The 12,664-nt window shown below is 73.7% G+C and carries 10 protein-coding genes; 7 read left to right on the top strand and 3 right to left on the bottom strand.

The annotated features are described in order from the left end of the window. The first annotated feature begins 96 nt into the window (after window positions 1-96). The 7 genes from C7Y72_RS08915 to C7Y72_RS08945 all read left to right on the top strand — a co-directional run bounded on the left by C7Y72_RS08915 (window position 97) and on the right by C7Y72_RS08945 (window position 8,234). Entirely contained in the window at window positions 97-1,503 is a 1,407-nt protein-coding gene (locus C7Y72_RS08915; RefSeq protein WP_158276737.1) for an ABC1 kinase family protein, read from the top strand. Next, the gene (locus tag C7Y72_RS08920) at window positions 1,500-2,912 is read left to right on the top strand and encodes a cytochrome P450 (RefSeq protein ID WP_107568408.1); all 1,413 of its coding nucleotides are present in this window, start codon (window positions 1,500-1,502) and stop codon (window positions 2,910-2,912) included. The genes C7Y72_RS08915 and C7Y72_RS08920 overlap by 4 nt, the downstream gene beginning before the upstream one ends. Beyond that, window positions 2,909-4,429: a flavin-containing monooxygenase gene (locus C7Y72_RS08925; protein WP_107568409.1), complete on the top strand. Its 1,521-nt coding sequence runs from the start codon at window positions 2,909-2,911 to the stop codon at window positions 4,427-4,429. The genes C7Y72_RS08920 and C7Y72_RS08925 overlap by 4 nt, the downstream gene beginning before the upstream one ends. Further along, window positions 4,426-5,211, top strand: a complete 786-nt coding sequence (locus C7Y72_RS08930; protein ID WP_158276738.1) for an SDR family NAD(P)-dependent oxidoreductase — start codon at window positions 4,426-4,428, stop codon at window positions 5,209-5,211. Before C7Y72_RS08925 ends, C7Y72_RS08930 begins: the two co-directional genes overlap by 4 nt. A gap of 2 nt (window positions 5,212-5,213) precedes the next feature. Further along, window positions 5,214-6,665 (top strand): flavin-containing monooxygenase, encoded by a 1,452-nt coding sequence (locus tag C7Y72_RS08935; RefSeq protein ID WP_107568411.1) that lies wholly within the window; start codon window positions 5,214-5,216, stop codon window positions 6,663-6,665. Next, a complete protein-coding gene (locus C7Y72_RS08940; RefSeq protein WP_107568412.1) occupies window positions 6,665-7,180 on the top strand; it encodes a hypothetical protein in 516 nt (171 codons plus the stop codon). Before C7Y72_RS08935 ends, C7Y72_RS08940 begins: the two co-directional genes overlap by 1 nt. 142 nt (window positions 7,181-7,322) lie before the next feature. After that, window positions 7,323-8,234, top strand: coding sequence for a type IV toxin-antitoxin system AbiEi family antitoxin domain-containing protein (locus tag C7Y72_RS08945; RefSeq protein ID WP_107568413.1), 912 nt, complete (start codon window positions 7,323-7,325; stop codon window positions 8,232-8,234). 60 nt (window positions 8,235-8,294) lie between these two features. Here C7Y72_RS08945 and C7Y72_RS08950 read toward each other — a convergent pair whose 3' ends face one another. From C7Y72_RS08950 to C7Y72_RS08960, 3 genes are read right to left on the bottom strand one after another with little or no spacing between them, the layout of a single operon-like run. Beyond that, window positions 8,295-10,193, bottom strand: coding sequence for a hypothetical protein (locus tag C7Y72_RS08950; protein ID WP_107568414.1), 1,899 nt, complete (start codon window positions 10,191-10,193; stop codon window positions 8,295-8,297). Beyond that, a complete protein-coding gene (locus C7Y72_RS08955) occupies window positions 10,190-11,113 on the bottom strand; it encodes a short-chain dehydrogenase/reductase (RefSeq protein ID WP_107568415.1) in 924 nt (307 codons plus the stop codon). Before C7Y72_RS08955 ends, C7Y72_RS08950 begins: the two co-directional genes overlap by 4 nt. Continuing rightward, window positions 11,110-12,630 (bottom strand): flavin-containing monooxygenase, encoded by a 1,521-nt coding sequence (locus tag C7Y72_RS08960; RefSeq protein ID WP_107568416.1) that lies wholly within the window; start codon window positions 12,628-12,630, stop codon window positions 11,110-11,112. The genes C7Y72_RS08955 and C7Y72_RS08960 overlap by 4 nt, the downstream gene beginning before the upstream one ends. Between the last annotated feature and the right edge of the window lie 34 nt (window positions 12,631-12,664).

Here is a 12,664-nt window from a genome sequence, read left to right on the forward strand (position 1 = left end):
GCCCTCCGCATTTCGCCGTTCACATGATCGACCAACTCTGGTACGGTGCCGCCCGTCGATCACGTGATCGGCGAAATCGACCAGGAGGACGGCGGGATGGCGAACGAGATCCGAGGCTCGCGACTGCGACGGGCCGCGTCGATCACCGGCGTGGCGGCCGGCGTCGCGGCGCGCGAGGCGTCCGCGCGCGTCATCACGAAGACCGGGGACTCCGACGCCCGCCGCGCGGCGGCCAACCGCCAGCAGCTCAAGAGCGCGCAGGCGCTCGTCAAGGTCTTCGCCGGCATGCGCGGGGCCGCCATGAAGGTCGGCCAGACGCTCTCCGCCGTCGACCTCGGCCTCGTCCCCGAGGAGATCCGCCCCGAGTTCCAGGAGATCCTCGCCACCCTCCAGCAGGGCGCCGACCCCGTCCCGTTCCGCGCGATCCGCAAGGTCGTCGAGGAGGACCTCGAGGCCGCGATCCCCGACGTCTTCGCCTCCTTCGACGAGACGCCGCTGGCCGCCGCCTCGATCGGCCAGGTGCACCGTGCCCGGCTGCACGACGGCCGCGAGGTCGTCGTGAAGGTCCAGTACCCCGGCATCGCCGAGGCGATCCACGCCGACATGCAGAACCTGCGGCTCGGCCTGAAGCTCCTCGCCTCGATCGCCCCGGGCATCGACACCGGCGCGATCGCCGACGAGATCCGCGAGCGGATCGCCGAGGAGCTCGACTACGAGCTCGAGGCCTCCAACCAGCGCGCCATGGCGCGCGTCTACCGTGACCACCCGTTCGTCGTCGTCCCCGACGTCGTCATGGCGCTCTGTCGCGAGCGGGTCATCGTCATGGACTTCGTCGACGGCCGCCGCTTCGCCGAGGTCCGCGACCTCCCCGCCGCCGACCGCGACCGGCTCGGCGAGATCCTCTGCCGCTTCTACATCAACGGCCCGATGCGCCACCGGCTGCTCAACGGTGACCCGCACCCGGGCAACGCCCTCTACCTCGACGACGGGCGCGTCGCGTTCCTGGACTTCGGCTTCTTCAAGCGCCTGGGCGACCGCGAGGTCGAGCACCTTGTCCGCTCCAACGTCGCCACCTACCGCGGCGACGCCGACGGCCTGCTCGACCTGATCGTCGAGCTCGGGGCGCTCCCGCCCGACCCGCAGCTCGCCCAGCCGTTCTACGAGAGCTACCACGCGATCTTCGGCTGGCTGATGGTCGACGAGCACACCACCGCCGACCCGAGCACCACCGCGGAGATGATGCGCCGCTACACGCAGATGCGCGGGCAGGAGGGCTTCGACGAGCTCGTGCTGCCCGCCGAGCACTTCGTGATGATGCGCTCGGTCATGCTCCTGATCGGGCTGCTCGGCCAGCTCGGCGCCACCAACCGCTGGCTCGACATCTCGCGCGAGTGGATGTTCGGCGACGAGCCCGTCACCGAGCTCGGCCGTCAGGAGGCCGCGTTCTTCGCCGGCCGCCACGACTACACCACCCCCGCCGTCGACGCCGGGAGCCGGGCATGAGCACCGCCGTCCGCACCCCGTCGGTCAGCGGCCTGCACGCCGCCCAGTCGATGCTCCTCAAGGGCCTGCACACCGGCTCCCCGATCGTCAAGGGCGCTCCCGGCAGCGACATCGCGCGGATGCGCGTCGGGCGCCGCACGTCGTTCACGATCAAGCACCCCGACTACGTCGACCACGTCCTCCACGGGGCCGCAGACCGGTACCACAAGAGCATCGAGTACGAGCTCCTGCGCGCGGTCCTCGGCCTCAACCTCTTCACCGACGAGGACGACTCCTGGCGCCGCCACCGGATGCTGCTCAACCCGACCATGTCCAAGCGTCACGTGCGCGGGATGGTCGACCTCATGATCGACCCGATCGCCGCCTACGTCGACGCGTTCGACGACGGCAGCGATCGCATCGAGGTCGAGATGGCGTCCTCGATGGTCGGCCTGACGATGGACGTCGTCGGCACCGCGCTGTTCGGCCACCGCTTCGGGGAGGTCGGCGCGAAGATGACGAAGGTCGTGACGACCGGCCTGCGCAGCGCCGAGGTCGCCACCCGGCTGCTGATCGTCGCCTCGCCGCCCGTCTGGGGCATGCGGGCGTTCTCCCGCGCGCTGCACCACGCGCCCTACGTGCCGCCACCGCTGAACGCCCTGCAGTGGGTCATGCGGACCGTCGACGAGATCGTCTGGGACCTCATCGACGACCGTCGCGCCCACCCCACCGGCAGCGACGACCTGCTCAACCTGCTCCTCTCCACCCAGGACGAGGACGGCCGCCACCTGCCGCTGCGCCGCGTGCGCGACGAGGTCACCACGTTCATGCTCGCCGGCCACGAGACCACCGCCAACGCGCTCGCGTGGATGTGGTATCTGCTGGCGCTCAACCCCGACGCGCGCGACCGCATGCTCCGCGAGGTCGACGAGGTCCTGGACGGCCGCCGGCCGACGGTCGACGACATCCCCAACCTGCCGTGGACGACCGCCTGCTTCCAGGAGGCGATGCGGTTCTACCCGCCCGCGTGGATCATCCCGCGCACCGCGATCGAGGACGACGAGATCGACGGCCACCGCATCCCCAAGGGCGCGACCGTCATCGTCCCGATCCACGCGATCCACCACGACCCGCGGTTCTGGCCCGACCCCGAGGTGTACGACCCGTCGCGGTTCCTGCCGGAGAACGCGCGCGGCCGGCCGCGGTCGCACTACCTGCCGTTCGGCGGCGGCCGTCGCATCTGCATCGGCACGAGCTTCGCGCTGATGGAGACGACGCTGATCACCGCGATGATGTCGCAGCGGTTCGTCTACGACCTGGTGCCCGGGCACCCGGTCGAGCCGGAGGCGACGCTGACGCTCCGGCCGCGCAACGGTGTGAAGATGGTCGCGCGACGGCGCGTCGCGAACACGACGAGGGAGGCAGCATGAGGACAGCGGACCACGAGGTCGTCATCGTCGGCGCCGGCTTCTCCGGCATCGGCACGTCGATCCGGCTCACGCAGGCGGGCATCCACGATCACCTGCTTGTCGAGGAGGGCGACGACGTGGGCGGCACCTGGTACTGGAACACCTATCCGGGCGTCGCGGTCGACATCCCCTCGTTCAGCTACCAGTTCAGCTTCGAGCGGCGGACCGACTGGTCGCGCATCTACGCGCCCGGCAAGGAGCTGCGCGCGTACGCCGACGACATCGCCACCAAGCACGGGGTCCGCGCGAAGACCCGCTTCGGCACGCGCATCACCGGCGCGACGTTCGACGAGGACGTCCACCTGTGGCGGCTGGAGACCTCGGCCGGCGACGAGATCACCGCCCGCTTCGTCGTCGGCGCCACCGGCGTCCTCACCCAGCCCAAGCCGCCGGAGATCGAGGGCCTCTCCTCGTTCGGCGGCACGACGATCCACACCGCCCGCTGGGACCACTCCGTCGACCTGCGCGGCAAGCGCGTCGCGGTCATCGGCACCGGCGCGTCCGCCGTCCAGCTGATCCCGGAGATCGCCACGGAGGTCGAGCACCTCACGGTCTTCCAGCGCACGCCGATCTGGTGCCTGCCCAAGCCCGACGGCCCGCTCCCCGGCGCCGTCAAGTGGCTGATGGGCAAGATCCCCGGCGGCGACCTCGCGGCCCGCGCGGCGAGCCAGGCGTTCGTCGAGATCACGTTCCCGCTGGCCGCCCACTACTCGGCGGTCGTGCCGTTCGGCAAGCTCGGCGAGAAGGCCGGCCTGCGCGCGCTGCAGGAGGTCCGCGACCCCGAGGTTCGCGAGAAGCTCACCCCGAAGTACGCGGTCGGCTGCAAGCGCCCGAGCTTCCACAACTCCTACCTGCAGACGTTCAACCGCGAGAACGTCCTGCTGGAGACCGACCCGATCGCGCGGATCACGAAGACCGGCGTGCGCACCGAGGCGGGCACGCTGCACAAGATCGACGTGCTGATCCTCGCCACCGGGTTCAAGGTCTTCGAGCACGGCAACATGCCGCCGTTCCGGGTCACCGGACGCGACGGCCTCGACCTCGAGGCGTTCTGGGACGAGCACCGCTTCCAGGCCTACGAGGGCATCAGCGTCCCCGGGTTCCCGAACTTCTTCATCGTGCTCGGGCCCTACGGGTACAACGGCAGCTCGTACTTCAACCTCATCGAGACGCAGACGCGGCACATCCTGCGGGTGCTCAAGCGCGCACGCGCGGAGGGGGCGACCGCGGCCGAGGTCCGGCGCGAGGCCAACGACCGCTACTTCCACGCCATGCTCGCCCGGCGCGGCGGCCAGATCTTCTGGCAGGACAGCTGCGCGGTCGCCAACAGCTACTACTTCGACGCGCACGGCGACGTGCCGTTCCGGCCCGCCCCGACGATCGAGACGGTGTGGCGGTCGCTGCGCTTCGACCTCGACGACTACGCGTACACGCGCGCGCCGGTCACCGCGGACGAGCCGGTCGGGGCGGCGGCGTGAGCCGCGTACGGCTCGCCGGGGCGCTCGCCGTCGTCACCGGCGCCGGCTCCGGGATCGGGGCCGCGACCGCCCGGCGGTTCACCGCGGCGGGCGCCACCGTCATCGGCGTCGACCTCGACGGGGACGCGGTCGCCGAGGTCTGCGGCGCGTCCTCCTCCTACGTCTGCGACGTCGCCGACCGCGCGGCGGTCGAGGAGCTCGCGGACCGCATCGCGGCCGACCACGGGGACGTCGACGTCCTCGTCAACAACGCCGGTGTCGGGGTCTACGGGCCGTTCCTGGACGCGTCGCTGGACGACTGGGACTGGCTCGTGTCGATCAACCTCGACGGCGTCGCGTACGGGTGCGCGGCGTTCGGGCGCGGCATGGTCGAGCGCGGGCACGGCCAGGTCGTGAACGTCGCCTCGGGTGCCGCGTACATCCCGAACCGCAACATGGCCGCCTACTGCGCGACGAAGTCCGCGGTCGTCGCGCTGTCGCAGTGCCTGCGCGCGGACTGGCGCGGGTCCGGGGTCGGCGTGAGCGTCGTCTGCCCGGGCGTCATCTCCACCCCGATCGCGCGCGCGACGCGCTACGTCGGGCGCGAGGCGCACAAGGCCGACCGCGGCGCGGCGCTGCTGGCCCGCGGCCACTCCCCGGACCTCGTCGCGAAGGCGATCGCGGACTGCGTCAAGCGCAACCGCGACGTCGTGCCGGTCGGATTCGAGTCGACCCTCGCCTACAAGCTGCTGCGCGGCGCGCCGCAGCCGATCCAGGGACTCGTCGCCCGCGGGGCGATCTGAGCGTGCACCACCGCGTCGCGATCATCGGTGCCGGGATCTCCGGCATCGGGATGGCGGTCCGCCTCAAGCAGGCGGGCATCGACGACCTCGTCCTGCTCGAGCGCAACCACGCCGTCGGCGGGACCTGGTTCGAGCACACCTACCCGGGCTGCGCGTGCGACGTCCCGACGCACCTGTACTCGTACTCGTTCGCGCGCAACCCGTCGTGGTCGCGGCTGTTCCCGCGGCAGGACGAGATCCTCGCGTACGTGCGCGGCGTCGCCGACGACCACGACGTGATCCGGCACGTTCGCTTCGCCACCGAGCTGCACGAGGCGCGCTGGGACGCCGACGCGTCCTGCTGGCGGCTGCGCACGAGCACCGGGGAGCTGTCCAGCGACCTGCTCGTCAGCGCCGTCGGCGGCACCGCCGAGCCGCACACCCCCGCCTTCCCGGGCGACGACACGTTCGCCGGCCACCGCTTCCACTCCGCCCGCTGGGACCACCGCCACGACCTCACCGGGGAGCGCGTCGCGGTCCTCGGGACCGGGCCCGCGACGGTCCAGTTCCTGCCGCGGATCGCGCCGCGCGCCGCGCACGTCACGGTGTTCCAGCGCACCCCGCCGTGGGTGCTGCCGCACCCCGACCGGCCCGTCCCGCTGCCCGAGAAGCTCCTCTACCGGCTGCTGCCGCCCGCCCAGGACCTGCACCGCAACCTGCTGTTCGCGCTCTACGAGGGGCTCGGGTACGGCTTCCACACCGACCAGCGGATCCTCCGCCCGCTGGAGGAGCTCGGCAACGCGCACCGGCGGCTCCAGGTCCGCGACCCCGTGCTGCGCGCGCAGCTGAAGCCCGGCTACCGACTGGGCTGCAAGCGCCCGATGATGTCCAACACGTACTACCCGGCCCTCGGCCGCGAGGACGTGACGCTCAGCACGGCGGGGATCGAGCGGATCGTGCCGGAGGGCATCGTCACCGCCGACGGCGTCACCCACCGGGTCGACACGATCATCGCCGGCACCGGCTACCGCTACGCGCGGTCGGAGGGGGCGGACCGGATCGTCGGCCGCGACGGCCGCACGCTCGGCGAGGCGTTCCGCCCGTCGCCGCACGCGTACAAGGGCGCGACGGTCGCCGGGTTCCCGAACCTGTTCCTGCTGCTCGGTCCGAACTCGATCGGGATCAACTCGGCGATCTTCTCGCTGGAGGCGCAGATGACCTACGCGCTCGCGGCGATCGGCGCGATGGACGAGGCCGGGGCGGCGACGGTCGAGGTGCGCCCCGACGCGCTGGAGGAGTACGCGGCCGAGCTCGACCGGCGCAACGCGGGGACGGTCTGGACCCAGGGCGGCTGCTCGAGCTACTACCTCGACGAGACCGGCCGCCAGTACGCGCTGTATCCGGGCTTCGCGACCGCGTATCGCCGCCGCACGAGCACGTTCGACGCCGACCGCTACGTCCTGGGCGCCGCCTGATGCTCTGGTTCTTCCGTGGGGTCGTCGCGCTCGCCGAGCTGCCGACGACGCTCGACCGGCTCGCCCGGGCGCTGCAGAACATCGACCGGCTCGCCGAGCTCGACGACTCGCTGGAGCGCATCGCCGCGCTGGGCGACAGCGTGGAGCGGCTGTCCACGGTCGTCGAGTCGCTGCCCGAGCTGACCCGGCACGCGGCGGCGCTCGAGAACCTCACCGCGCACGCCGCGTCGCTGCCGGAGCTCACGCGGGCGGCGTCCTCGCTGCCCGCCCTGACCGCGTACGCGGCGTCGCTGCCGGAGCTGACCGCGCACGCCTCGGCGCTGCCCGACCTGAGCCCGCGCGTCGAGCGGCTCGAGCGCATCGCCGAGCAGATCCTCGCGGACCTCGACACGCTGCAGCCCGCGGTCGGCGCGCTGCAGGCCGTGGCGACCGAGCTGCACGAGGCGGTCGGGCCGATCGGCCGGATCGCCGGCCGCCTGCCCGGCGCCCGCGACCGGTCGGCGGCCGAGAGCTGAGCGCGACCGCCGTACGAACCCCGCGCCTGGTGCGGGGGTTCGTACGGCGGTCGCCGCGCGCGCGGCCCCGCGGCGCAGAATCGGCACGGGGTCGTCACGGACGCGTCTGGTTCCGTGACGTGCCGGGGGCCATGCTCGCCGCATGGTCGACTGGCAGCAGATCACCCGGCACGCCCGACGCCAGGACGGCGCCGTGTCCCTCGGCCAGCTGCGCCTCGCGGGCATGACCGACGACCAGGTGCTCCGCGCGTGCGCCACCGGCCGCCTGCACCGGCGCCACCGCGGGGTGTTCGTGGTCGGCAGCGACGTGCCGACCCGTCACGGGCGGCTGTGGGCCGCGTCGCTGGCCGCCGGCCCGGGGGCGTGGCTGTACGGCCTCACGGCCCTGGAGCTGCTCGGCCTCCGGCCACCGGCGGGTGACGCGATCCACCTCGGCGCGCCGACGCGCCGGCGCACGCGCGGCGCCCTGGTCCTCCACGAGGCGTCGCGCGTCGAGGCGCGACATCTGTGGCGCCGCCGCGGGATGGCCGTCGCCTTCCCGCCGCTGGCGCTGCTCGGCGCCGCGCCGTCCCTCGACGACGACGCGCTCGCGGTCCTCGTCGCCAACGCGGTCGCGCGACGCACGACCTCGCCATCCCGGATGCTGGCCGCCGCCGAGCACTTCCTGCGCCACCCGGGCGTCCCGGCGCTGCGGCGCGTCGTCGCGGCCGAGCTCGCGGACCCGGGGCACGGCCGCACGCACGCGGAGATGGAGGCCCGGTTCCTGGCGCTGCTGCGCGCCCTGCCCGGTCTGCCGCCCTACCGGCGCAACGAGCCGCTGCACCTGGCCGAGGACCACGTCGTCGTCCCCGACGTGTGGTTCCCCGGGCCGCGCGTGTGGCTGGAGCTCGACTCCCGGACCTGGCACGAGCAGCGCCGCGCGATGGACCGCGACCGCCGCAAGGACCAGCGGGCGGCGGCGCTGGGCGTCGTCGTCTTCCGGATCACGTGGCAGCAGCTGCTGCACGAGTGGGAGCGGGTCGCCCGCGACCTGCTCGCCGTGCTCGCCCGCTGACCGCCGTACGAACCCCGCGCCTGGTGCGGGGGTTCGTACGGCGGTTGGGTGCCGGTCGGCTCAGACGCCGACCGGGACGCGCTTCTCGACCTCGCGGATCACGCGGTCGGCGCCCTCGATGAGGAAGCCGGGGGGCGCCTGCACGGTCGGGGCCTGGCCGCGCATCCGGCCGAGCCGCACGCAGATCCACGCCATCAGCACGAGCAGCGACACGTCCATCGCGAGCACGAGCAGCAGCGCGGGCATCCACGCCCACGTCGGGCCGTCCTCGCGCCGCTCGATCTGCAGGAGCTTCGTGTCGCGGATCATCGTCCGCGTCGCCACGGGCTCCGCCGCGAAGCCCGCGAAGTCGAGCGCGGGGTCGGCGGGCATCCGGATCGGGGCGGAGATCATCGTGCGGCCCTTGTGGAAGCGCACGAACGACTTCCAGGTGCCGCCGATCGGCACCGGCCGCGACGAGCGCAGCGTGCCGTCGGCCTGCCGCACGAGCGGCTCGGCGTAGCGCCCGTTGCCCTGCCAGCCGAGGATGTACGCCCAGTTGCCGTCCTGCGCGACCTCCGGGTCGGAGAGCCGGACCGTGACGTTGGCGACCTGCGTGCGGTCCCCGCCCGGGGCGACGGCCTCGCGCACGTTGGCGATCCGCACCTCGGCCGTCTCGCCCTGCGGCGTCTGGACGATCGCGGCGTTGACGCACAGCCCGAGGGCGAGGGCGGCGGCGGCCAGCGCGGTGCGCAGCGGTCGCGGCCCGGCGGGCAGCGTGCCGGTGAGCGCCTGGCCCATCAGGGCGCCGAGCGCGCCGCCCGCCAGGCCGGCGAGCAGCGCGACGGGGATCGCTTCGGTCAGCAGGGCGGGCTCCCACGCCACCGGGTAGGCGACCTGGGTCCACGCGTAGTTGGCGGCGAGGCCGATCGTGCCGACGCCCGCGCCCGCGACGAGCCCGAAGCGCAGCGGCGAGCCGCGCAGGCCGCGCCACGCGACCGCCTCGATGATCAGCGCCTCGGCGACGAACAGCGGCATCGCGGGCATCGTCGTGTCGAGCGGCCCGCCGATCGCGAGCGTCATCGCGACCTGCATCGGCATCCACACGGCGAGCGCGCCGAACGTGCCGCCGCGACCGCCGAGGATGCGCGCGAGCACCATCGTGTGCGCGCCGCCGAACGCGAGGATCATCGGCATCCAGATCTCGCGGTACTGCGGGACGCCCCAGTTGAACTCCGCCAGGGACGCGGTCCAGAGGTAGAGGAAGATGCTGGCGATCAGCCCGGCGATCGGGCGGCGCAGCAGGCCCTTGGCGCCGAACGGGTCGCGGCCGGCGGCCCGTGCGCCCTCGGCGAGCAGCAGCGCGGCGCCGGTGCCCGCGGCGAGCACGCCGCCGATGAACATCGTGTGCGTGGGCCCCCACAGGGTGACGTCCTGGCCGAAGATGCGGTGCCAGAGGTCGTCGAGCGGGAAGCCCAGCAGCGCGAACGCGGAGCCGCCCGCGAGCAGCGCGGCGGCCGCGGGCACGGTCCCGACCCCGCGCACCCGGAACGCGACCGAGCTCGACGCGGACGGCCTGCGCGGCGCCATGCCGACCGACAGCACGCCCATGAGGAACATGCCGATGAGGCCGAACAGCAGCGGGTAGTGCGCGGCGGTGCCCAGCGGGCCCTCGTCGCGGCCGACGTCGATGTGCAGGCCGATGTCCCAGGTGGCACCCCAGATCGTCAGCAGCGACCCGAGGATCGCGCCGAGGCCCGGGATCGCCGCCCAGCCGGGCAGGCCGACGGCCCGCTCGACGCGCGTCTCGAAGGCGCGGAAGCGCGGGGCGCCGCCGCGGCGGTAGGCGAGGATCAGCCCGAGCAGCGCGAACGTCGTCAGCGAGATGCCGCCACCGACGATGAGGATGTCGGCGATCGGGGCGCCGCCCGCGGGCTTCTCGGCGATCGCCGGGTCGGCCTGGGCGAGGAGGGGGGTCATGCGCGGTCCTCCGAGGGGGTCGTGGTGGTGAGCAGCGGCTGCTCGTCGATGGGCCCGGCGGCGATGCCGAGCGTCAGGTCCTGGGCGGCGAGGCCCGGCGCGGGCGCGGCGGCCTCGAGCGCGGCGGGCAGCCGCCGGCTGCGCATCGCGCGCTGCTCGGCGAGCGGCTGCACGAGCCCGCGCAGCCGCAGCGCGCCGCCGACGTAGCGGGGGGCCCACACGCGCGCCCGGCGGCCGACGACCGCGCGCTCGATCGCGTCGGCGGCGACGTCGACGGACACGTGGCGGCGCACGAAGCCGGGCATCAGGCCCTCCATCGCCTGCGAGGAGGCGTGGTGCATCGAGCTGCGCACGAGGTCGGTGTCGATGAAGCCGAAGTACGCGCAGCCGACGCGGGTCCCGCCGGGGCGCAGCTCCTGCCGCAGCGCGTCGGTGAGCGCCTCGACCCCCGCCTTCGAGGCCGCGTAGGCGCCCATCAGCGGGGCGTGCGAGGCGGCGGCGAGCGACGCGACGTTCAGCAGGTAGCCCTGGCGGGCGATGACGTGCGGCGCCGCGGCCCGCACGGTCCGCAGGACGCCGAGGAGGTTCACGTCGATCTCGCGCTCGAGCTGCTCGATCGGCGCGTCGACGACGGAGCCGATGAAGTGCAGGCCCGCGTTGGCGACCGCGACGTCGAGCGCGCCGAACCGCGCGACCGTGTCGTCGACGGCGCGCTGCACGGCGGCGGCGTCGGTCACGTCGGCCTCGAAGGCGGCGGCGCGCGGGCCGAGGCGGTCGGCGAGCGCGTGGAGCTTCTCGGGCTCGAGGCCGACGAGCGCGACGTTGGCGCCGCGGTCGTGCAGGCGCTGCGCGGCGGCGGCGCCGATGCCGCGCGCGGCCCCGGTGATGAGGACGGTGCGTCCCGCGACGTCCCAGCTCATGCCACGACCTCCGTGGGCGCCGGGACGGCGGGCGTGCCGTCCGGTGTCGGGACGGGAGCGTCGAAGCGGTAGTCGGCGTCGACGACGGTGCCGAGCGTGCGGCGGAACCGCAGCGAGGACGCGGGCCACAGCGTCGTGTTGCGGCCCTGCTCGTCGAGGTACCAGGAGCTGCACCCGCCGCGGATCCAGACGGTCTTCTCCATCCGCCGGTCGATCCAGCGGTTGAACGTCGCCTGCGCCTCGGGCCGCGGCTCGATGACCGCGTCCCCGCGCTCGCGCAGCCGGGTCAGCGCGAGCATCGTGTGGGCGATCTGCTGCTCGATCATGAAGACCTGCGAGGTGTGGCCGGTCCCGGTGTTCGGGCCGGGCATGAGGAAGAAGTTCGGGAACCCGGCGATCGTCGTGCCCTTGTGCGCGCGCATCCCGTCCGCCCAGGCGGTCCGCAGGTCGAGCCCGTCGCGGCCGACGACGGCGAGGTCGCCGACCGGGTCGGTGGCGGCGAACCCGGTGCCGAAGACGAGGACGTCGGCCGCGTGCTCCACGCCGTCGGCGGTGACGACGCCGCGGGCCGTGACGCGGGCGATCCCGCCGCCGACGACGGCGACGTTCTCGCGCGCGAGCGTCGCGTACCAGTCGTTGGAGAGCAGCAGCCGCTTGCAGCCGATCCGGTAGTCGGGCGTCAGCTGCCGGGCGAGCGCGGGGTCGCGCACGAAGCGGCGGATCCAGGCGCGCCCGACGGACTCCAGCGGCCGCGTGAGCGCCTGGAAGCGCGTGTTGCCGAGGCCCGCGTACTCCTGCGTGGCCCAGACGAGGCCGCGGACGGCGCGCTGGGTGACGGGCAGGCGGCGGTGCAGCGCCTGCTGCACGCGCGGGATCGGGAAGTCCGGCTTGGGCAGCACCCACGGCGGGGTGCGCTGGAAGACGTCGACGTGCGCGGCCTCCTTCGCGATCCGCGGGACGAACTGGATCGCGCTCGCGCCGGTGCCGACGACGGCGACGCGGGCGCCGCGGAGATCGACGTCGTGGTCCCAGCGGGCGGAGTGGAACCAGGGGCCGGCGAAGTCGCCGAGGCCCTCGACGTCCGGGTAGGCGGGGCGGGACAGGCCGCCGGGCGCGTTGACGACGACGCGCGCGACGACCGCGGGCTCGCCGGCGACGTCGACGGTCCAGCGCTGCGTGGCGTCGTCCCAGCGCATCCCGGTGACCTCCTGCCCGAAGCGCAGGTGGTCGCGCACGCCGAAGCGGTCGCAGCAGTCCTCCATGTACGCCTGGATCTCGTCGTGCGGCGCGTAGAAGCGCGACCAGTCGGGCTTCGGCGCGAACGAGAACGAGTAGTAGGGGGTGGGGACGTCGCAGGCGCAGCCGGGGTAGTGGTTGGCCCGCCAGGTGCCGCCGAGGCCGTCGGCCTTCTCGAGCACGACGAAGTCGTGGTGGCCGCTGCGGCGCAGGGCGATCGCCATGCCGAGTCCGGCGAATCCGGATCCGATGATGGCGACGTCGGTGTGGGTCGGCGTCATGCTGCTGGTCCTCCTCGGGACACGTTACGGCCTC

The organism is Paraconexibacter algicola (genome assembly GCF_003044185.1).
Lineage (GTDB): Bacteria > Actinomycetota > Thermoleophilia > Solirubrobacterales > Solirubrobacteraceae > Paraconexibacter > Paraconexibacter algicola.